19 protein-coding genes are annotated in these 21,686 nt (G+C 66.3%); 15 read left to right on the forward strand and 4 right to left on the reverse strand.

The window, feature by feature from the left end; genetic code table 11:
• Positions 1–35 precede the first annotated feature (35 nt).
• Positions 36–1,709, forward strand: a complete 1,674-nt coding sequence (locus W930_RS0120315) for an acyl-CoA dehydrogenase family protein (protein ID WP_115344445.1) — start codon at positions 36–38, stop codon at positions 1,707–1,709.
• A gap of 224 nt (positions 1,710–1,933) precedes the next feature.
• Positions 1,934–3,298, forward strand: coding sequence for a coniferyl aldehyde dehydrogenase (locus W930_RS0120320; RefSeq protein ID WP_048806792.1), 1,365 nt, complete (start codon positions 1,934–1,936; stop codon positions 3,296–3,298).
• A 168-nt stretch (positions 3,299–3,466) separates the two neighbouring features.
• Here the strand turns inward: W930_RS0120320 and metK are convergent, their stop codons facing one another.
• Positions 3,467–4,645: a methionine adenosyltransferase gene (metK, locus tag W930_RS0120325; protein WP_023598088.1), complete on the reverse strand. Its 1,179-nt coding sequence runs from the start codon at positions 4,643–4,645 to the stop codon at positions 3,467–3,469.
• Between the two features lie 186 nt (positions 4,646–4,831).
• Here metK and W930_RS0120330 point away from each other — a divergent pair, with 186 nt between their 5' ends.
• The 5 genes from W930_RS0120330 to W930_RS0120350 all read left to right on the forward strand — a co-directional run bounded on the left by W930_RS0120330 (position 4,832) and on the right by W930_RS0120350 (position 9,842).
• Complete coding sequence (locus W930_RS0120330; protein WP_023598087.1) at positions 4,832–5,728, forward strand: lipid A biosynthesis lauroyl acyltransferase; 897 nt, start codon at positions 4,832–4,834, stop codon at positions 5,726–5,728.
• A 42-nt stretch (positions 5,729–5,770) separates the two neighbouring features.
• Positions 5,771–6,622, forward strand: coding sequence for a diaminopimelate epimerase (gene dapF / locus W930_RS0120335; protein ID WP_023872800.1), 852 nt, complete (start codon positions 5,771–5,773; stop codon positions 6,620–6,622).
• Between the two features lie 151 nt (positions 6,623–6,773).
• Positions 6,774–7,442 (forward strand): DUF484 family protein, encoded by a 669-nt coding sequence (locus W930_RS0120340; protein ID WP_023598085.1) that lies wholly within the window; start codon positions 6,774–6,776, stop codon positions 7,440–7,442.
• Positions 7,442–8,449 (forward strand): tyrosine recombinase XerC, encoded by a 1,008-nt coding sequence (gene xerC / locus W930_RS0120345; RefSeq protein ID WP_023598084.1) that lies wholly within the window; start codon positions 7,442–7,444, stop codon positions 8,447–8,449. The genes W930_RS0120340 and xerC overlap by 1 nt, the downstream gene beginning before the upstream one ends.
• 178 nt (positions 8,450–8,627) lie before the next feature.
• A complete protein-coding gene (locus W930_RS0120350; protein WP_023872802.1) occupies positions 8,628–9,842 on the forward strand; it encodes a class I SAM-dependent rRNA methyltransferase in 1,215 nt (404 codons plus the stop codon).
• 29 nt (positions 9,843–9,871) lie between these two features.
• Here W930_RS0120350 and W930_RS0120355 read toward each other — a convergent pair whose 3' ends face one another.
• Entirely contained in the window at positions 9,872–10,747 is an 876-nt protein-coding gene (locus W930_RS0120355; RefSeq protein ID WP_023598082.1) for a DMT family transporter, read from the reverse strand.
• Between the two features lie 146 nt (positions 10,748–10,893).
• Between W930_RS0120355 and W930_RS0120360 the strand changes: the two genes are divergently transcribed.
• The 7 genes from W930_RS0120360 to hslU all read left to right on the forward strand — a co-directional run bounded on the left by W930_RS0120360 (position 10,894) and on the right by hslU (position 18,827).
• Entirely contained in the window at positions 10,894–11,388 is a 495-nt protein-coding gene (locus W930_RS0120360) for a Fur family transcriptional regulator (protein WP_023598081.1), read from the forward strand.
• A 91-nt stretch (positions 11,389–11,479) separates the two neighbouring features.
• A complete protein-coding gene (locus tag W930_RS0120365) occupies positions 11,480–12,565 on the forward strand; it encodes a GTP-binding protein (protein WP_023598080.1) in 1,086 nt (361 codons plus the stop codon).
• Positions 12,566–12,954: 389 nt separating this feature from the next.
• Complete coding sequence (gene dksA / locus W930_RS0120370; protein ID WP_023598079.1) at positions 12,955–13,374, forward strand: RNA polymerase-binding protein DksA; 420 nt, start codon at positions 12,955–12,957, stop codon at positions 13,372–13,374.
• A 230-nt stretch (positions 13,375–13,604) separates the two neighbouring features.
• Positions 13,605–14,138 carry a hypothetical protein gene (locus W930_RS0120375; RefSeq protein ID WP_023598078.1) on the forward strand — a complete coding sequence of 178 codons (534 nt, stop codon included), beginning with the start codon at positions 13,605–13,607 and terminating at the stop codon, positions 14,136–14,138.
• 185 nt (positions 14,139–14,323) lie between these two features.
• On the forward strand, positions 14,324–16,501 hold the full coding sequence (locus W930_RS0120380; protein WP_023872804.1) for a TonB-dependent receptor: 2,178 nt from the start codon (positions 14,324–14,326) through the stop codon (positions 16,499–16,501).
• Between the two features lie 292 nt (positions 16,502–16,793).
• Positions 16,794–17,345, forward strand: coding sequence for an ATP-dependent protease subunit HslV (gene hslV / locus W930_RS0120385; RefSeq protein WP_023598076.1), 552 nt, complete (start codon positions 16,794–16,796; stop codon positions 17,343–17,345).
• Positions 17,346–17,468: 123 nt separating this feature from the next.
• Positions 17,469–18,827, forward strand: a complete 1,359-nt coding sequence (hslU, locus tag W930_RS0120390) for an ATP-dependent protease ATPase subunit HslU (RefSeq protein WP_023598075.1) — start codon at positions 17,469–17,471, stop codon at positions 18,825–18,827.
• 177 nt (positions 18,828–19,004) lie between these two features.
• On the opposite strand, the gene W930_RS0120395 is transcribed toward hslU, so the two are convergent.
• Together W930_RS0120395 and W930_RS0120400 are read right to left on the reverse strand one after the other, a co-directional pair.
• The gene (locus tag W930_RS0120395) at positions 19,005–19,547 is read right to left on the reverse strand and encodes a response regulator transcription factor (RefSeq protein WP_023598074.1); all 543 of its coding nucleotides are present in this window, start codon (positions 19,545–19,547) and stop codon (positions 19,005–19,007) included.
• On the reverse strand, positions 19,544–20,812 hold the full coding sequence (locus W930_RS0120400; protein WP_023598073.1) for an ATP-binding protein: 1,269 nt from the start codon (positions 20,810–20,812) through the stop codon (positions 19,544–19,546). The genes W930_RS0120395 and W930_RS0120400 overlap by 4 nt, the downstream gene beginning before the upstream one ends.
• A gap of 246 nt (positions 20,813–21,058) precedes the next feature.
• Between W930_RS0120400 and W930_RS0120405 the strand changes: the two genes are divergently transcribed.
• The gene (locus tag W930_RS0120405; RefSeq protein ID WP_023598072.1) at positions 21,059–21,565 is read left to right on the forward strand and encodes a copper chaperone PCu(A)C; all 507 of its coding nucleotides are present in this window, start codon (positions 21,059–21,061) and stop codon (positions 21,563–21,565) included.
• Positions 21,566–21,686: the final 121 nt, after the last annotated feature.

Here is a 21,686-nt window from a genome sequence, read left to right on the forward strand (position 1 = left end):
GGTGACCGTCCGATACATGACCCATGGAGACACGGATGACTGAAGCCTGGCAGACCCACGACGTGACCAATCAGGTACCGCCGCTCGTCGACTACAACCTCTACGCGACCGACACGGCGTTGCAGGCCGCCGTTGCCGTCTTCGATGCCGACTGGCATGCGAAGGAACTGCATCGTCAGGGCGCGCGTCTGGGCGAGGCGGAAGTGCAGCAGTGGGCGCAGGCGGCCAATCGTCACGAACCGGAGCTGCAATCGTTTGACGCGCGAGGCAATCGCATCGATCACGTCGAGTTTCATCCTGCGTGGCATGCCCTGATGGGGTTGTTGCGCGGTGCACAATTGCAGTCGCTGCCCTGGGCGCATCCGCGCGGCGGGGTCATGGCGGCGCGTACGGCGTCATATTTCCTGCACGCGCAGAACGAAGCCGGCGCGTTGTGTCCCACGACGATGACGTTCGCGAGCATTCCGGTGCTGATGAAGGAAGCCGCGCTGTTCCCCTCGATCAAGGACAAACTGCTCGCGCCGCAGCACGACCCGCGCGACGTGCCGCTCGCGCAGAAGCACGCCATGCTCGTCGGCATGGGCATGACGGAGAAGCAGGGCGGCTCCGACGTGCGCACGAACACGACGGTGGCGACCGACGGCGGTCGCGGCGAGTTTTCGCTCGTCGGCCACAAGTGGTTCTTCTCGGCGCCGCAGTGCGACGCCCATCTGGTTCTCGCGCGCGAGGGCGACACCGATGCGCTCTCGTGTTTCTTCGTTCCCCGGTATCGCCCTGACGGCGGCAAGAATGCCGTGCAGGTGCAGCGCCTGAAAGACAAGCTCGGCAATCGATCGAACGCCAGCAGCGAGGTCGAGTTTCTGGGCGCGTTTGGCACGCGCGTGGGCGCACCGGGTCGGGGCGTTCCCACCATCATCGAAATGGCGACGTACACGCGGCTCGACTGCGTGATCGGCAGCGCGGCCATGATGCGCGCGGGCGTCGTGCAGGCGATCCACCATGCGAGGCATCGCGCGGCATTCGGCGCGAAGCTCGTCGACCAGGATCTGATGACGGCGGTGCTGGCCGATCTCTCGCTCGAATCGGAGGCGGCGACGTGGCTGGCGATGCGGCTGGCACGTGCGTTCGATGCGAGCGCCGCTGACGACGACTCGCCGGTCGAGCGCGCATGGCGGCGCGTGGTGCTGCCTGCCGCGAAATTCTGGGTATGCAAGCGTGCGCTGGAACTGGCCGGCGAGTGCATGGAAGTGTGGGGCGGCAACGGCTACGTGGAAACGGGGCCGCTCGCGCGGCTGTACCGCGAGGCGCCCGTCAACTCGATCTGGGAAGGTTCGGGCAACGTCATGTGTCTCGACGTGTTGCGCGCGATCGGTCGTGAACCCGACGTCGCCCAATGCTGGTTCGAATGGCTGACCGAACGCGTGGGCTCGCATGCGGTACTGCGCGCGGCGCTGGCGCAGCTCCACGGGTGGCTGGCCGCCGATCCGGCAACGCACGCGGTGCGCGCGCGCGCCATCGCGCAGCAGATCGTGTTGCTCGCGCAGGCGGCGTTGCTGCTCGAACATGCCCCGATCGAGCTCGCACACGGTTTCATCGAGACCCGTTTTGCCACGCACGGCGGACGTGTCTACGGGGTGATGCCCGACACGCTCGCCACGGCGGTGCAGCGCGCGTGGCTGGACCGGGCGTTCCCGGGCGCTGCGGGCTGACACGAATGCGATGCCGGTATGGTCCATCGCGCGTCACGACATAACAGATCGACATAACAACGCCGCGACACGATGCAATCCCGCATCGCAGTGCGGGCAGGGAGGAGCAGGGCATGGGTCACAATCACGAACCGGGCGGGCTGCACGAGGCGACGCCGATGACACTCGATACCTCGGTCGACGACGACATCGCGCGCGCGCAATTGCTGCCGCGCTTCGACGCCATGCGGCGAGCGCACGACGCGTCGCCGCACGTCGACTGGCCGATGCGCAAGCGACAGCTCGAGGCGCTGCAGGCCATGCTGCACAAGTATCGCGACGCGTTCGCGACCGCCATCGACGCGGACTTCGGCGGACGCTCGTCGCAGGAAACCGACATGCTCGAGCTGTTTCCCGCGCATGGCAACCTGAAGCATGCGCTCGCGCACACACGGCGCTGGATGCGGGGGGCGCACGGTTGGGCGCACCTGTGGCTGCTGCCGGGACGCCGGTCGGTCGTGCCGCAGCCGCTGGGCGTCGTCGGCGTGATCGTGCCCTGGAACTATCCGCTGTTGCTCGCCGTGGGCCCGCTCACCGACGCACTGGCGGCGGGCAATCGCGTGATGATCAAGGTCTCGGAGATCACGCCCCGCTTTGCGGAGGTGTTCGCGGCGGCCGTGGCTGATACCTTCGCGCCGGAATGGGTGACGGTGGTGACCGGCGACGCGCAGATCGCCCGCGCATTTTCCACGTTGCCATTCGATCATCTGCTGTTTACCGGCGCGACCTCGATCGGGCATCACGTGATGCGCGCGGCGAGCGAGCATCTCACGCCGGTGACGCTGGAACTTGGCGGCAAGTCGCCGGCCATCATCGGCCCGGGCGCACGCTGGGACCATGCGGTGGAGCGCATCATGTTCGGCAAGCTGGTCAATGCGGGGCAGACCTGCATCGCGCCCGATTACGTGCTGGTGCCGCGCGAGAAACTCGACGCCTTCCTGACGACCGCACGGCAGACGGCGGCGCGGCTCTATCCGAATGCGGTGGACAATCCGCAGTACACGAGCATCGTGTCGCCGCGGCATTTTGCGCGCCTGGCCGGCCTCGCGAGCGAGGCCACGGCGCAGGGTGCCACGGCACATGCGCTTTTCGACGCCGAGCCGCAGGCGGCGCGCCGGCGTATGCCCCCGGTGGTACTCACGGGTGTGCACGACGGCATGCGCGTGATGCGAGAGGAGATTTTCGGGCCGTTGCTGCCGGTCGTGCCTTATGACGATCTGGACGCGGCGATTGCCTACGTGAACGAGAGGCCGCATCCGCTCGCGCTCTATGTGTTCGATACCGACAATACGCGCATCGATCACGTGGTCCGGAACACGATCTCCGGTGGCGTGACGATCAACGACACGCTGCTGCACGTGGCCGAGCATACGCTGCCGTTTGCCGGGGTGGGACCGTCAGGCATGGGCGGCTATCACGGCGAAGCGGGCTTTCGCACGTTCTCCAAGGAGAAACCGATCTTCCGGCAGTCGCGCTGGAACGGCACGGCGCTGCTCAATCCGCCCTACGGCAAGGCATTCGGCATGCTGATCCGGCGATTTCTGCGATGACCGCGGCGCCCGGGTCGCAAACCGGCCGTGGCGCGGTGATCACGCAACGATATTGTGGCCATATCGCCGTCGCTGGCCTTTGAAAACAAAACCCCCGCCGGGGCGACCCGGGCGGGGGTTGTGTCTTTCGGTGCCGGCGGGTTGGCGCCAGCTTGCGTGCAATGCAGCTCAGGCCACGGCGCGCAGACCGGCGTCGGCGAGCAGGGCGTCGGCGCGGTCGGTCGCTTCCCACGAGAATTCCGGCTCTTCACGGCCGAAGTGACCGTAGGCGGCCGTCTTCTCGTAGATCGGGCGCAGCAGGTCGAGCATCTGGATGATGCCCTTCGGGCGCAGATCGAAGTGCTTCTCGACAAGTTCGGCGATACGCTGATCGCTGATCTTGCCGGTGCCGAAAGTGTTGACCATCACCGACGTCGGGCGTGCCACACCGATGGCGTACGAGACCTGGATCACGCACTTCGAGGCCAGGCCGGCGGCCACGATGTTCTTCGCGACGTAGCGGCCGGCGTAGGCTGCCGAGCGGTCCACCTTCGAGGGGTCCTTGCCCGAGAACGCGCCACCGCCGTGCGGCGCGGCGCCGCCATAGGTGTCGACGATGATCTTGCGACCCGTGAGGCCGGCGTCGCCCTGCGGGCCACCGATCACGAAACGGCCGGTCGGGTTCACCAGGAACTTGATGTCGCCCTTGATGAGGTCGGCCGGCAGCACCGGCTTGATGACTTCCTCGATCACGGCTTCGCGCAGCGCGTCCAGCGCGATGTCCGGATGGTGCTGCGTCGAGAGCACGACCGTGTCGATGCTGTGCGGGCGGCCGTTTTCATACTTGATGGTGACCTGCGACTTGGCATCCGGACGCAGCCACGGCAGGCGGCCGTCGCGGCGCACTTGCGACTGACGCTCCACCAGACGGTGCGACAGGTAGATCGGCAGCGGCATCAGTTCCGGCGTTTCGTCGCACGCATAGCCGAACATCAGACCCTGGTCGCCGGCGCCCTGATCGAGGTTGTCGTCATGCGCACGGTCCACGCCCTGGGCGATGTCCGGCGACTGGCGGTCGTAGGCCACCAGCACGGCGCAACCCTTGTAGTCGATGCCGTAGTCGGTGTTGTCGTAGCCGATGCGGCGGATCGTGTCGCGCGCCACCTGCTGATAGTCCACCGTGGCGGTCGTGGTGATTTCGCCGGCGAGCACGACGAGGCCGGTGTTGCAAAGCGTTTCCGCGGCAACACGTGCGTACTTGTCCTGCGTCAGGATGGCGTCGAGAACGGCGTCGGAGATTTGATCGGCAACCTTGTCCGGGTGGCCTTCAGAGACGGATTCGGAGGTAAAAAGATAATCGTTCGCCACTTCTGGCTCCTCTGTACGAATTTGGCGACTCACGTTGCCGTCATCGGAGGCGAAGCGGCGACGCTTTAGCGGAAAATTGGTCGGATGCGCTGCCGGTAAGGTCGCTCACCCGAATCGCCCCGCAAGTTGTCAGTTAACTCGGCGATGTCGCTTATTATACGCCCCTGAAGAAATCCTGCTTGCGACATGGCATCCACTACCAAGAAATCCTTCGGGTACTACCTGAGCGTCGGCCTGCTGCGCGGGCTGAACCTGCTGCCCTACAGCTGGGTCGCGCGCTTCGGCGCGGGGCTGGGGCGTCTGCTTTACGCCATTCCCAGCTCGCGCAAGCGGGTTGTGCATACCAACCTGCGCCTGTGTTTTCCGCACTGGGATGACGCCACGCGCGAGCGCGTCGCCAAGGCGTCGTTCGTGCATGCGATCCGAAGCTACGCGGAGCGCAGCGTGCAGTGGTTCGCCGACGGCAAGAAGCTCGAGCGGCTCATCGAAGTCGATTCGGCCGTCGACCTCAAGGCGCCGGACATGCCCCCGACAATCTTGCTGGGCTTTCACTTCGTGGGCATCGAGATGGCGTCGGTCTTCATCAATTACCTGCTCGACCGGCCGTGCGCGTCGCTCTACACGCCGATGTCGAACCCGGCGTTCGACGCCATGGCGCGCGAGCAGCGCGGGCGGTTCGACGCCGAGATGATCCCGCGCGGCGACAGCGCCCGCGACGTGCTGCGCATGTTCCGCAAGCGCAAGCCCGTCATGCTGGCCGCCGACATGGACTACGGCGCGCGCAATTCGGTGTTCGTGCCGTTCTTCGGCGTACCGACCTGCACCCTGACGTCGGTTTCGCGTCTGGCCGAGGTCGGCCGTGCCCAGGTGCTTCCCTTCATCGGCGAGGTGCTGCCCAACTACAAGGGCTATCGCTTGAAAGTCTTTCCGATTTGGGAAAACTACCCGAGCGGCGACCCCGAAGCCGACGCGCGCCGCATGAACGCCTTCCTCGAGGAGCAAATCCTGAAGATGCCGGAGCAGTACTACTGGGTGCACAAGCGCTTCAAGACGCGCCCAGAGGGCCAGCCCGGCGTGTATTGATGGGGCCGGATGCGCGTCGACCTTCTCCACTACAATAGCGGCATGAAGCTCAAATTCACCAAGATGCAAGGTGCCGGGAACGACTTTGTCGTGATCGACGGCATCTCGCAGACCATCGATTTCACGCCCGAACAGTGGCGTGCGCTCGCCGACCGTCATTTTGGCGTCGGCGCCGATCAGTTGCTGCTCGTCGAGCGCTCCACGCTGCCGGGCGTGGACTTCCGCTACCGCATCTTCAACGCCGACGGTGGCGAGGTCGAGCATTGCGGCAACGGCGCGCGCTGCTTCGTGAAGTTCGTGCGCGACACCGGGCTGACCGACAAGCGCTCGGTGCGCGTCGAGGTGCAGCAAGGCGTGATCACGCTCACGATGCGCGAGGACGGGCAGGTCAGCGTGGATATGGGCGCGCCGATCCTCACGCCGTCGGACGTGCCGTTCGACACCGCCGGCCTGCAAGGGCGTGGCGAGGGTGACGACACGCTCTGGCCGCTGGACGTGGCTGGCAAGACCACGTGGATTTCCGTGGTGTCGATGGGCAACCCGCATGCCGTGCAGGTCGTGGACAACGTCGACACCGCACCGGTCGAGACGGACGGTCCGCTCGTCGAGCGACACGCCCGTTTCCCGCGCCGCGTGAACGCCGGCTTCCTGCAGGTGGTCGGGCCGCACCAGGCGCGACTGCGCGTGTATGAACGCGGTGCGGGCGAAACGCTCGCGTGCGGCACCGGCGCGTGTGCCGCGGCGGTGGCGGGTATCCGTCGCGGGCTGCTGCGCGCACCGGTCGCGATCGAGACGCACGGCGGCACGCTCACCATCGACTGGGACGGTGCGAACGGCTCAGTCATCATGACGGGGCCGGCCGCCACGGTCTTCGAGGGCACGATCGAGATCTGACAGGCGACGTCGGCGCGTCGGACCTGACGCCCGGAAGGTCTGTACGATATTTGGTTTCTGACGAATTCTGATTTAGCGACCCAGGCGGCCGCAGGCCACCCCTGAGCTCGGGGGCGGCTCGCGGCAGTTGACGAACAGCAGACGGACACTCATGAACGACCGAGATATTGCGGAATACCTGATTGCGCATCCCGACTTCTTCGAGCGCCATGCCGAATTGCTGGCCGGCGTGCGGCTCACCAGCCCGCACGGCCAGCGCGCGGTGTCGCTGCAGGAGCGCCAGATCGAGATGCAGCGCGAGAAGACCAAGCAGATCGAGCGGCGCCTCGCCGAACTGATGCGCTACGGCCACGAGAACGACGACATCTCGGCCAAGCTGCACCGCTGGACGCTCGGCCTTCTCGGCGAGCGTGATCCGCATGCGTTGCCCGAGGCGATTGCCCGCGGCCTGCGCGACGTCTTCAACGTACCGTACGCCGCCGTGCGTCTGTGGAGCGTGGCTGCGCCTTATCAGCCGGCCGATTTCGCCCGCAGCGTGAGCGAGGAAGTGAAGATCTTCGCGTCGAGCCTGGTCACGCCGTATTGCGGTGCGAACACCGGTTTCGAAGCCGTGACGTGGCTCGGCGCGCCGAGCGATCCCGCGTCGGTGGCGCTGCTTGCGCTTCGCGATCCGCAGGTCACCGACGGGCCGGTCTTCGGCCTGCTCGTGATGGGCTCGGAAGACGCGCGCCGTTTCCACGAGGGCATGGCGACCGACTTCCTGACGCAGATCGGCGAGCTGGCCGGCGCGGCGCTGGGCAAGCTGCGCGCGCACGACTGATGTCAGCCCGGCAGGCCGCGTCCGGCAAGGCGAAAGCCCGCACGCCGGCCGGCGCCGGCGACGGTGGACCCGACGGCAACACGCCACCGCTGGAACCCGGCATTCGCGCCTATCTCACCTCGCTGGCCAGCGAGCGCAAGCTCGCCGGCCTCACCCTGGAAAACTACACGCGCGACCTGCGTCAGTTGCAGCGTCTGGCGGGCGGACGTGCGCTCGAGTCACTGCAGCACGGCGATATTCGACGGTTCGTGATGCAACTGCACGGCGAGGGCCTCGTCGGCCGCTCCATCGCACGCAAGCTCTCGGCGTGGCGCGGATACTTCGCATGGCTCGCGCAGCGCACCGCGCTCGTGGCCAATCCCGTCGAAGGCGTGCGTGCGCCGAAGCAGCCCAAGCCCTTGCCCAAGGCGCTCTCACCCGATCAGGCTTCGGCGCTCGTCGAGTTCGAATCCGGCACGTCGGCCGAGGCCGTGCGCAACCGCGCGATGTTCGAGTTGCTGTATTCGTCGGGGCTGCGGCTCTCCGAGCTCACGAGCCTGGACCATCGCTACGTCGACGCCGATGGATACCGCTCGATCAGTTGGCTCGACCTGCCGGAGCGCGAAGTGGTTGTCACCGGCAAGGGGAACAAGCGTCGACGGGTGCCCGTGGGCGAGAAAGCCGCGCAGGCGCTGGCCCAGTGGCTCGACAAGCGTGCACCGCTTGCCACCGCCGAGCCGCATGCGCTGTTCCTGTCGGCACGCGGCAAACGCATCGGGTCGCGCGCGGTGCAGCAGGGGCTCGCGCATCACGCGCAGGCGGCCGGACTGCCCACGCACGTGCATCCGCACATGCTGCGCCACTCGTTCGCCACGCATGTGTTGCAGTCCTCGGGCGATCTGCGCGCAGTGCAGGAAATGCTCGGCCACAGCAACATTTCCACGACACAGATCTACACGAAGCTCGACTTCCAGCATCTCGCCAAGGTCTACGATCAGGCGCATCCGCGCTCGCGCAAGAAGCCCTGAGGCTTTCCGGCCGACGGCGCGACTCGGTGTAGAATCGCGTCCTTCCCCAGCAAGTCCGGCAGGTGACCCGCGTCGTGCGCGTCGGCATCGTTCCGTTGGTCGATTCACGCGCGCGAGACCGCCCAGCCATGCCCCGCGACTTGCCGCCACTCCGAATGCAACCGTTGGTCCGTCCCGCATGAATACCTTGACCCTCAAGCCCGGCAAAGAAAAGTCCTTGCTGCGCCGTCACCCCTGGATTTACGCCACCGCCGTGGCGCGCGTGGACGGCAAGCCGACTTCCGGCGCAACGGTCGTGGTGCGCGCGGCGGACGGCCGCTTCCTCGCCCGCGCCGCCTTCAGTCCGGTCTCGGCCATTCGCGCCCGCGTGTGGACGTTCGACGAGGGCGAGCCGGTCGACCACGCATTCTTCAAGCGTCGTGTGAGTGCCGCGCTCGCCTATCGGCAGCAGATGGTGCGCGACACGGGCGCCACGCGCCTGATCTTCGGCGAGGCCGACGGGCTCCCCGGACTGATCGTCGACCGCTACCAATCGGCGCCCGGCGCTCCGGTGTCCGATCAGCTCGTGTGCCAGTTCATGGCCGCGGGCGTGGAAGCCTGGAAGGACGCCATCGTGAACGCCCTCGTCGGCGCAACCGGCTGCCCCAATGTCTATGAGCGCTCCGACGCCGCCGTGCGCGAGCGCGAAGGCCTGCCGAGCCTCACCGGCGTGCTGGCCGGCGCCGAGCCGCCGCAGGCGCCTGACCTGCTCACCACCCACGAGTGCGGCGTGAAGTATTACGTCGACGTGCGCAACGGCCACAAGACCGGCTTCTACGTCGACCAGCGCGACAACCGTCTGCTCGTGCAGCAACAGGCCAGGGGCCGCGACGTACTGAACTGCTTCTGCTACACGGGCGGGTTTTCGCTGGCGGCGCTGGCCGGCGGCGCCCAAAGCGTGCTGTCGATCGATTCGTCGGGCGAAGCGCTGGCGATCGGCGCGCGCAACGTCGAACTCAACGGCTTCGACGCCGCTCGCGCCGAGTGGCGCGATGCCGATGTGTTCAAGACGTTGCGCGCGTTGCGCGACGAGGGCCGCACGTTCGACATGATCGTGCTCGATCCGCCCAAATTCGCGCCGTCGGCGCATCACGTGGAGCGTGCCGCACGCGCGTACAAGGACATCAACATGGCCGGCTTCAGGCTGCTGCGCCAGGGCGGCCAGTTGCTCACGTACTCATGCTCGGGCGCCATCGACGCCGACCTGTTCCAGAAGATCGTGGCCGGCGCGGCCGTCGATGCCGGTGTCGACGCGCGCATTCTGCGCCGTCTCTCAGCCGGCATGGATCACCCGATGCTGACCCAGTTTCCCGAAGGTGAATACCTCAAGGGACTTTGGTTGCAGCGCATGTAAGCAATCACTTCGTGGTCGATGGTGGGTCGTCAGCCGAGCGTCAGCGCCACCACACCGAGCGCAATGAGGACGGCGCCGCCGATACGGCGGTGCACTTCGCCCTCTCGCAGCACGCGCACCCCGAGCAGCGCGGCGATCATCATCGACATCTCCCGGGCCGGGGCCACGTGCGAGACCGGGGCGTACTTCAGCGCCGTGAGGATCAGAAAGTACGACATGGGCGAGATCAGGGAGATCAGCACGATCTTGCGCCAGTTCGCCCGCCATAGCATGACCATGCGGGCCGGCCGCGCGCAGGCCGCCGGCGCGGAGAGCGCGACGCGCAGCACGTTTTCCAGGTAGTAATAGACGAGCGGAGCCAGCAGCAGGGAGCGCATGGCGTAGGCGTCGGCGAGCGTGTAGGCCGCGATGAAACCGCCCGTCAGCACGCCCCAGCCGGCGCCCGCGTGCATGCTGCCGCGCCGGAACAGGCGCTCGCCGCCCGCAATGATCAGCACGCCGCCCACCACCAGGGCGATGCCGCTCAGCGCGAGCCAGCCCGGACGCTCCCCGAGCAGCACGATGGCCCCCAGCGACGACAGCAGCGGGCCGGTGCCGCGCGCAAGCGGATACACCACCGACAGGTCGCCCACCCGGTAACCTCGCTGGAGCACCAGCGTGTAGCCGTAGTGCAGAAAGGCGCTCAGCGCGATGACGCCCCAGCCGAGTGCGTTCGGCCAGTCGGCATGCGAGCCGATCAGGAAATACAGGGCGAGCGGCGTATAGAGCACGACCGTGGACAGCGCGTACATGAAGACGAGCTGCGGGCCACCTCCTTCACGCGTGTCGATGCGCTTGGCGAGGAAATTCCAGGTGGCGTGCAGGAATGCGGCGGTGACGACGAGGGCGAGAGCGGTGGGCGACATGGTGGCGGGTATTTTTGTGTCAATTGTATGACGCGTCGCGCACCCGCTTTCGGTCAAGTTGGCGCCTTTTTCCTCGCGACTGCCCCGGCATCGACAGTTTTTGCAACTCGGTTGCAGCGCTCACGGGGGTGTGCTTAAATCGATTCATGAGCCTTACTCAACTACAACCGTATCTGGAAGCCGCCCGCGCGAGCTTGCAGGAGCAATCGGGCCGCGTGACTTCGGGGCGTGTACGTGTGCTGGCGCTGCTGCTCAAGGCAGGCCGCCCGCTCACCCATCAGGAAGTGCTGGCCGACCTGGCGACCGACGCCGATCCGCTCGACCGCGTGACGGCCTATCGCGTGCTCGACTGGCTGGTCGCGCAGGGCTGGGCCATCAAGCAGGCCGGCGACGACCGCATTTTCCGCTTCGTCATGGCGGAGCACGTCGACCCCCAGCGCGGGGCTTCGCCCCGGCCGCATACGCAGCACGGTCATTTCCGCTGTGTACGCTGCCATCGCACTTTCTGCCTTGACGATTGGCCCCAGCATCCCCAATTGAGTGAGCGCGAACTCAAGCGCCTGCCCAGGGGGTTCGTGGGCGAACAGGTCGAGCTGCTGATTCACGGCACCTGCGCGCAGTGCGCGGGCGCCCCCAACTGACGCGTCCCATGCCGCTTTTCGTCACCTCGGGTACAGTAAGTGACATTCCGGCGGCACCGGGTACGCCGCTTCACAACAGGACATTGCATTCATGACCCCCGTCACCATCCTGACCGGTTTTCTCGGCAGTGGGAAAACCACGCTGCTCAAGCGCATCCTGACCGAAGCGCACGGCATGAAGATCGCCGTCATCGAAAATGAGTTCGGCGAAGAGAACATCGACAATGACATCCTCGTGCAGGACAACGCCGAGCAAATCGTGCAAATGAGCAACGGCTGCATCTGCTGCACGATCCGGGGCGACCTGGTGCAGGCGCTGTCGGACCTGAACAGCCAGCGCGACGCCGGCACGATCCAGTTCGACCGGGTTGTGATCGAGACCACGGGATTGGCCAACCCGGGCCCGGTGGCCCAGACGTTCTTCATCGACGACGAGGTGGCCGACACCTACCGGCTCGACGCGATCATCACGCTGGTCGACGCCAAGCACGGCCAGCAGCAACTCGACCAGCACGAAGTGGTGCAGCGTCAGGTCGGCTTCGCCGACCGGTTGTTCATCACCAAGGCCGATCTGGTCACGCCCGAGGCGCTCGACGACCTGAAGCACCGCCTCGCGCACATGAACCCACGGGCGCCGCAGCAGGTGGTCGATTTCGGGCAGGCCGACCTCAAGGAAATCTTCGATATCCACGGCTTCAACCTGAACGACAAGCTCGACATCGATCCCGAATTCCTCGCAGCCGACGAGCATTCGCACGACCACGATCACCACGACCATGACCATGACCACGATCACGCGAATTGCGATCACGATCATGGCCAGTGCGCCCACGAAGGGCACGACCACGGGCACCACCACCATCACCACGCCCACCACGACGACGCCATCAAGTCGTTCGTGTTCCGTAGCGACAAGGCATTCGATCCGGCCAAGCTCGAGGATTTCCTCGGGAGCATCCTGCAGGTGTACGGCGAACGCTTATTGCGTTATAAAGGCGTATTAAACATGCGTGGCATCGACCGCCGGGTCGTGTTCCAGGGCGTGCACCAGATGATGGGCAGCGACGTGGGCGCGAAATGGCAACCCGGTGAGACGCCGAACACCAAGATGGTGTTCATTGGTGCCGAGCTGCCGAAAGACATCATCCTGCAAGGGCTGGAGCGCTGTCTGGTCTGAACGGGACTGCCGAGCCGTGCAACGGGAAACCCCTTAACCGGGGCCGTCGAACGATTCGGTTACAATACCTGCCCACTGGGCTGCCGCCAGCGAGTTGACGCGGCATTCCGGAGGGTAGGCAGGGGAGCACCGCCATGGCCACCGCCTCTCGCAAGACTGCCACCGCACGCCCCACGCGCCGGTCAGAACCGGCGCCGGACGCGGGCGCCAAGCGTGCTCCAGCAGGCAATTCGAAGACGGGCGAAAAGGCCGCCGCCAAAAAGGGGGCGCCCAAATCGTCCGGCAGGAACGTAACCCAAGAAGCCGCCCGCGGCATCGCCGGTAAGCAAGACGTCCCACCCGCTGCAGGGGCGTCGCCGGACTATCCGAAAGAGACGCCACAAAAACCCATGAGCAAGAAAAGACTTTTGACCGAGGCCGAAATTCTGAAGATGGGCGAGAAGGACTACATGAATGAAGAACAACTCGCCTTCTTCAAGGATCGTCTGGAAAATCTGCAAGCTGAAATTCTGCGCAACGCCGGTCAGACGACCGAAAACCTTCGCGAAACCGTCGTCGTGCCGGATCCCGCCGATCGCGCCACGATCGAGGAAGAGCACGCTCTGGAGCTTCGCACCCGCGATCGCGAACGCAAGCTGCTGAAGAAGGTCCAGCAGTCGCTCGCCCGCATCGAGTCCGGCGAATACGGCTGGTGCGAGGAAACCGGCGAGCCGATCGGCGTGCCGCGTCTGCTTGCCCGTCCGACGGCCACGCTGTCGCTCGAAGCGCAGGAGCGCCGCGAACTGCGCCAGAAGCTGTTCGGCGACTGATCCGCACGCGCTATCCGGTCCGATGCCGCGCGGTGGCGGCTGCCGCAAGGTCGTCGGACCCCTCGGTTTGCCAAAGGCATGTCTGCACGACATGCCTTTTTTATTTCGCCATCGCCGCCGACCGGCCGTCGGCCCGCCCGCGACTGTGGCTTGCGTGCAACGCGCAGTAAGCCTCCCGGGACGTCCCACTTTATGGCAGAATTGCAACTCAGTTGCAAATTCATCCTCCCATGCTGTCCATCGATCCCGCCTCCCGACGCCGGCGCGCTTGTCTTCGCGCGGCGCGCGGCCGTGCCTGCGGCGGCTGGACGGCGTGGCTCATCGTTGCGCTGGTTTGCGTGCAGATTTGGGGGCTGCAACACGAGATCGTGCATGCGCGGGGGCTGACGCAGGTCGTCGCGCACGGCTCCGGGGCGGCAGCCCAGGCGACGTCTCGTGCGCTCACCCAACGCGCCGTGCCGGGCGCCGATGTGCCGCCTGGCGCGCCGGACACCGTGGCGGCCATCGCTGCCGACGACGATGACGACGATGCGGCGATCCTGCCGGAGCAATCCTCGTACGCCAGCCGGATTGGCTTGGGCGGCCACCAACATCATTGCCATCTGTTCGAGGGCGCCACGCTCGCCGTGGCCTTCGCCGTCGCGATACTCGTGTGGAAGCACGCGGGCGCCGATGCGACGGTGCCGACCCGCACCACTGGCCGGCGGCACGTCAGTGCGTCACAACGACCATTCGATTCCCGCGCGCCGCCGGCCGCAGTCTGATTTCACGCGCACGTTCCGCGCGAATCCCTGCCGACTTCCCGACTGACCGTCGTGGCCTCCGGAGCCGCGAGGCAGGCGTGCGACCGCGCGATCTGCGCGGGGCAGGCGTTCGTTCGCGTCGATTCACGGGGTATTCGGACGCCGCACGACAGCGTCCCGACCCAACTCGAAGAAAACAGACCGACATGGCCAACCTAGTTTCCAACGCCGCGGAAGCCTCCGCGGTGTCTTCGCTCGCCTCTGCCTTCGCGGCCGTTTCCCTGGCCGTTCCTTTCGTTGCCGGCCACCCGCCCGCGCGCCGCGCACGCCGTCGGGTGAAGCCGCTACCGCTGGCCGCCGCGCTGAGCGTCGGTGCGCTCGCGCTGGCGAGCCCGTCCACCCGCGCCGCCGATGCCACGCCCGCGCCGAGCGCCGTACCGGAAGCCGTACTGCCCGCCACTTTCGTGACCGGGAACCCGCTCGGGCGCGCGGTCGCGGAGCTGACCGTGCCGGTGACCGAGCTCGACGGCAAATCGCTGGCGCTGCGTCGCGCCGGCACGCTCGGCGAGACACTGGACGGCCTGCCGGGCATCTCGGCCACATCCTACGGCCCGAACGTCAGCCGTCCGATCATCCGCGGCCTCGACGGCGATCGCATTCGCGTGCTGCAAAACGGCACCGCCTCGCTCGATGCCTCGTCGCTGTCCTACGACCATGCCGTGGCGCAGGATCCGCTGTCGATCGAGCGCGTCGAAATCGTGCGCGGCCCCGCCGCGCTGCTTTACGGAGGCAATGCGGTCGGTGGTGTGGTCAACACCATCGACAACCGAATTCCTCGCGAGTCGCTCACAGGGATTTCCGGTGCAACGGACTTCAGCTACGGCGGGGCCAACCGCGAGCGCGCGGGCGCTGCGCAACTCGAATTCGGCAACGGCCAGTTCGCCTTCCATGTCGACGGCTTCGCGCGCAAGAGCGCCGACCTGCGCATTCCCGGCTTCGCCCACTCGACACAGCGTCGCGCACTCGACGGCGAGGAGGCACCGCAAGCGTCCGGCACGCTGCCCAACAGCGACGGGCAGGTCAGCGGGGCGGCTGCCGGGGCGTCGTGGACGTGGGCCGACGGCTACGCCGGGCTGTCGTACTCCGGTTACGACTCCGACTACGGCACCGTTGCCGAGGAAGACACGCGCATTCGCCTGCGTCAGCAGCGCGTGGCGCTGGCAAGCGAGGTGCGCAATCTGAGCGGTCCGTTCACGGCGTTCAAGTTCGACTTCGGTTACACCGACTACGAGCACAAGGAAATCGAAAACGGCGAGACGGGCACGACGTTCAAGAACCATGGCTACGAGGGACGCATCGAAGCGCGTCACGCGAAGATCGGGCCGGTGGAGGGTGCCGTCGGCGTGCAGTTTTCGCAGAACACCTTCTCGGCGCTCGGGGAGGAGGCCTTCGTGCCGAAGAGCGATACGAATACCGTGGCGCTCTTCGCGCTCGAGGAGTGGGCCGTCGATCCGGCGGTGAAGCTTTCGTTCGGCGCACGCGTCGAGCATTCGAGCGTGAAACCGACCGCCGGGGGCAACGCCCGCTTCGACAACCTGCCGTCGCGCAATTTCACGCCGGGCAGCGTATCCGCCGGCGCCGTGTTCGGCCTCGCATCGGCATGGTCGTTGGCGGTGAACACGTCCTACACGGAGCGTGCGCCCACCTTTTACGAGCTCTATGCCAACGGTCCGCATCTGGCGACCGGCGTGTGGGAGATCGGCAGCCCGCAGGCGTCATTGGAAAAGGCTGTGTCGACAGACGTCTCGCTGCGCTACGCAAACGGCCCGAACAAGGGCAGCGTGGGCGTCTTCTACAGCCGCTTCTCGAACTTCATTGCGCTGAACAATACCGGCCGCACGCAGGCGCTCGACGACGACACGATTCCCGTCTACCAATATGCTGGCGTGCCCGCCGACCTCTATGGTGTGGAAGCCGAAGGCCGGGCGCGTGTCTGGCAGGGCCATGGCAACCTCGACGTCGAACTGCGCGGCGACTACACCGTGGGCCGCAATCGCGATACGGGCGAACCTCTGCCGCGCATCGCGCCGTTGCGTCTGACGGGAGCGATTGTGTACGGGTTGGGGCGTTGGGGCGCCCGGCTCGAAGTGGTGCACGCGAGCGCGCAGGGCCGTGTGCCGGCCAACGACCTCACGACGAGCGGCTACACCACGCTCGGCGCGTCGCTCACGTACCAGTTCAAGGCGGGCGGTGCGCAGTGGCTGGCCTACCTCAAGGGCGAAAACCTGACCAACCAGGAAGTGCGTCTGGCGAGTTCGGTGCTGCGCGACATTGCGCCGCAGGGCGGTCGCGCGGTGCGGGTGGGGCTGCGCACCACATTCTGAGTGGAAACCTGCCGCAAAAACGAAGCAAATTCCGAGAATTCGCTTCACCTCCATCAATTCGCGCGGTGTAACGCCGCGCGAATTTCCCGATCCATGCCGCGCTGCGCGGTGTCGGCAGGCGCCCGGCAGCGAGGCTCGCGCTTCGCCGTCGACGCCTCTTGATATTCGTTCGATTGCCCTAAACTACAGTGACGTCTCGCCCGGTCCGGGTGCGTCGTCACGGTCGTGAGACGCGCCGGTCGTCCGGGCCAATCGTTACGGGGCGCGTGTCGCCCCTCGAAAAGGAACAGGCATGGAGCAATATCACGGCACCACCATCGTCTCCGTTCGACGCGGCGATCAGGTCGCGCTTGGCGGCGACGGACAGGTCACGCTCGGCAATATCGTGATGAAGGGCACGGCGCGCAAGGTGCGCACGATTTACGACGGCAAGGTCATGGTCGGTTTCGCCGGCGCGACGGCTGACGCATTCTCGCTGCTCGACCGCTTCGAAGCGAAGCTGCAGAAACACCAGGGGCACCTGACGCGCTCGGCGGTGGAACTCGCCAAGGACTGGCGCACCGACCGTATGCTGCGCCGACTCGAAGCCATGATGATCGTCGCCGACGCCGAGACCACGCTGGTCATCACCGGCAACGGCGACGTGCTCGATCCCGAGGGCGGTGTGGCGGCGATCGGTTCGGGCGGCTCGTACGCGCAGGCCGCGGCCCGCGCGCTGGTCGAGAACACGGAGCTCACGCCCGCCGAGATCGTCAAGAAAGCGCTGACGATCGCGGGTGAAATGTGCATCTACACCAACGGCAATCACATCATCGAATCGCTGCCGCCGAAGGCAGCGAAGTAACGACGGACGACGCGCGCGCCGCAGCAGGTGGACTCCTGCGGCGCGATTGGCCGGTCGACGGCACAACGACTGTCGGCCGGCCGCGCGTCACCTTCTGAGCGAACCCCTAATCTGGCGAACGTCATGACCCATATGACCCCCTCCGAGATCGTTTCCGAACTCGACAAACACATCATCGGCCAGCACAAGGCCAAGAAGGCTGTCGCGGTGGCGTTGCGCAACCGCTGGCGCCGTCAGCAGGTGGCCGAGCCCCTGCGCCAGGAAATCACGCCGAAGAACATTCTCATGATCGGCCCGACCGGTGTCGGCAAGACCGAGATCGCCCGTCGTCTGGCCAAGCTGGCGGACGCACCGTTCATCAAGGTCGAGGCGACCAAGTTCACCGAAGTCGGCTACGTGGGCCGCGACGTGGACAGCATCGTGCGCGATCTGGCGGAAATCGCGATCAAGCAAACGCGCGAAGCCGAAATGAAGAAGGTGCGCACCAAGGCCGAGGATCGCGCCGAGGACCGCATTCTCGATCTGCTGCTGCCGACGGGGCGCGAGTCGTCGCGCGACATTCGCTTCGGTTCGGCCGCGCACGACACCGAGCCGAGCGGCGAGGATAACGCCACGCGCCAGACGTTCCGCAAGCGTCTGCGCGAAGGTGCGCTCGACGACAAGGAAATCGAGCTCGAAGTCGAGATTCCGGCGCAGGGCATGGAAATCATGGGCCCGCCCGGCATGGAAGAGATGACCGAGCAGATCAAGGGCATGTTCGCGAATCTGGGCAACCAGAAGAAAAAGCGTCAGAAGCTCAAGATCAAGGACGCGCTCAAGATCCTGACCGACGAGGAAGCGTCGAAGATGCTCAACGACGAAGAGGTCAAGCAACTGGCCCTGCGCAACGTCGAGCAGAACGGCATTGTGTTCCTCGACGAAATCGACAAGATCGCCACGCGCAGCGAAGTGGGCGGCGGCGACGTGTCGCGTCAGGGGGTGCAGCGCGACCTGCTGCCTCTGGTCGAAGGCACGACCGTGAGCACGAAGTTCGGCATGATCAAGACGGACCACATCCTGTTCATCGCGAGCGGGGCGTTCCATCTGGCCAAGCCGAGCGACCTGATTCCGGAACTGCAGGGGCGCTTCCCGATTCGCGTGGAGCTCGAATCACTGTCGGTCGAGGACTTCGAAGCCATTCTCACGCAGACGGACGCAAGCCTCGTCAAGCAGTATCAGGCCTTGCTCGCCACGGAAGACGTGACGCTCGAGTTCGCGCCGGACGGCATCAAGCGTCTCGCCGAGATCGCGTTCTCGGTCAACGAGAAGACGGAGAACATCGGCGCGCGGCGTCTGTACACCGTCATCGAGAAGCTGCTTGAAGACATTTCGTACACCGCCGGCAAGCAGGCGAACGAGGTAGTGACGATCAACGCCGAGTACGTCAACCGCTTCCTCGAGGAAGTGGCGCAGAACGAGGACCTGTCGCGCTACGTGCTGTAACCGGCGTCGCCGGCATACGCCGAACCCCAAAGGTTGGAGTGACCTCCGGCCTTTGGGGTTTTTTCATGGCCGTCGCCGTCGCCGTCGCTGGCGATGGGCGCGATGCGTGCCAGGCGTGTGATGTGGACAGGGAGCGGCGCGTCGATGTCGGAATCGCGCGCCCGCTGACGGCGAACGTTACTGTTTGACCGGCCGCTTGAGCAGCTTGCGTTGCAATGTACGCCGATGCATGTTCAGGGCGCGCGCCGTGGCGGAGATGTTGCCGTGGTGCTCGGCGAGCACGCGCTGGATGTGTTCCCACTCGAGGCGAGCCACCGACAGCGGCGACGGGTTCTCGATGGCTTCGTCGGCCTGCGCTTCGCTGGCGTCGCTGCGCAGCGAGGCGAGAATCGTGTCGGCGTTGGCGGGCTTGGCGAGGTAGTTGTCCGCGCCGTCCTTGACGGCCTGCACGGCGGTCGCAATGCTCGCGTAGCCGGTGAGAACCAGCATGCGGGCCTTGGGTTGCAAGGCGCGCAGCGGCGCGATGAGCGGCAGCCCCGAGTCATGCCCCAGATGCAGGTCGACCGAGATCAGATCGAACTGACGCGTGCGTGCCGCGAGCAGGGCGGCGGCGCTGTCGGCGGCGATCTGCACGTCGTAGCCGCGGCGCGTGAGCGCACGGGCGAGCGTCTCGGCGAAGACCACGTCGTCGTCGATAAGGAGGAAGTGGGAGGCGTTCATGTCTGACTCCGCGAGCCGAAGAAGAAGGTGGCCATCGGCAGGCGCAGCTCGGCGCGCGTGCCTTGCGGCGTGTTGGGGGTAAGGGTGATGTCGCCGCCGAGGCGCTGCGCGCTGGCGAAGGCGAGATACAGCCCCATGCCGTGCCCGCCGTGCGTGCTCATGACCGGCGAATTGCCCAGGCGCGCTCGCAGGTCGGCGCTCATGCCGGGACCTTCGTCGCAAACGGTGAAGCGCACATCTTCGGCGGTGACCGACACGTCGAGCGCGACCGATGACGGGCTGAAGTAGGCGGCGTTGTCGAGCAGGATCGTCAGGATCTGCCCGACCTGCACCGTGTCTTCGATGCGCGCCGTCAGGTTGGACGGCACGTGCAGCTGGAACTGAACCTGCGGGTGTCGCAGGCGCCACTGGGTGGTGAACGCGGGCAACCACTCGGCCATGGCCTGACGCACCGGGGCCGCCGCCCGCGTTTGCACGTGGCCGATGGCGCTCTTGCACAGCGCGATCTGTTGCTCGAGGGTCTGAAGATCGGGTTCGAACGGCTTCAAGGCGTCGTTGCCGCGGCTCTCGCTGCGCAACTCGCCGACGACCACGGCCATCGTCGAGAGCGGCGTGCCCAGCTCGTGGGCGACACTCGCGGCCTGCGCACCGAGGGCCGCCATGCGCTCGTCGCGCAGCAGGCGTTGCTCGGCGCGCGCGAGTTGGGCGTCGCGTGCGCGCAGGGCTCGCGACATGCGCGACACGAACCAGGCGATCACGAGCACGCTCACCACGAAGTTGACCCACATGCCGGCCAGATGCAGGCGCAGCAGATTGCCGGGGTCCGCCAGATCGAGCGGCACGTACTGGAAATTCAGCGCGCCGTAGGCGACCAGCGAGAGCAGTGCCAGTTGCGACGCATTGCGCCACGGCAGCACGGCCGCCGCGATGGCGAGCCCCGGCAGGAAGAGCGACACGAACGGGTTGGTTGCCCCGCCCGAGAAGAACAGCAGGGCGGTCAGCGCGGCCAGGTCGACGAGCAACTGGCTCATCAGGTCGAGATCGGTGCGGCGCTTGGCGCGCTCGACGCCGCGCCGCGCGCGCACCCACGTGAGCACGTTGAACAGGACTTCGAGCGCGATGATCGTGAGCATCGGCTCGAGCGGCAGACGTACGCCGAGCCAGAGTTGCGCCACGCCGATGGTCGCGAGCTGGCCGACGATGGCCAGGCAACGCAGCCAGAAGAGCTGCACGACGTTGGTTCGCTCGATGGGAAAATGAGTCATACAGGAAGTGTACCAAGTCCGCGTGTCCGCCCCTGTTGCCGCACCGACCGCTGCGACACTCTGCCGCACGGGCGCGTGTACCGCGTAATGCCAGACATAATGCGGCCACCATGCGCATGCTTCGGCGCGCGACTACAATGGTTCGCCACGGCTTTCGCGACACGGTGTCGCGCCGTGCGAACTGGCGGCACATCGCCAACGACGACGGGTCTCCGTCCGGTCCAGGGATCACGAAAAGGAGTTTGCATGAAGCACAAGCTATGGGCGGCTGCCGCCCTGAGCCTCGGCATGGCCTCGGCGTTCGCCCAGACGGCGTCGGTGGACGTCTCGGACGCGTGGGTGCGCGGCACCGTTCCCGGCCAGAGCGCCACGGGGCTGTTCATGACGTTGCAAGCGCATCGGGCGACCACGCTCGTCGGCGTCAGCACGCCGGCGGCCGCCAATGCGGAGGTGCACGAGATGAAGCTCGAAGGCACGCTCATGAAAATGCGGGCGCTCAAGGACGGCCTGCCGCTGCCGCCCAATCAGCCTGTGCAACTCAAGCCCGGTAGCTACCACATCATGCTCAACGACCTGAAGGCGCCGCTCAAGAAGGGCGACACCGTACCGGTGACGTTGCGCTTCGAGACGGCCGACCACAAGACGTCCGAACAGCAGGTCCAGGTGACGGTACGCGACCTGACCGCGGGCCCACCGAACGGCGGCGGCATGGCGGGTATGGCCGGCATGGCGCATGGCGCGCACAGCCAGTAATCGCGCGGCCATGGCCAACAAATCCCTGGGTACCCGGCAAAAGCTGATGTTTCGCGGCATCGCCGGAACCCGATCGGGGGGACGACCCGGCCTGGGCGGCGCTCGGCCGCCGGTGGTGCAG

Origin of the sequence: Pandoraea sp. E26 (genome assembly GCF_000681415.1) — a bacterium.
Taxonomy (GTDB): domain Bacteria; phylum Pseudomonadota; class Gammaproteobacteria; order Burkholderiales; family Burkholderiaceae; genus Pandoraea; species Pandoraea pnomenusa.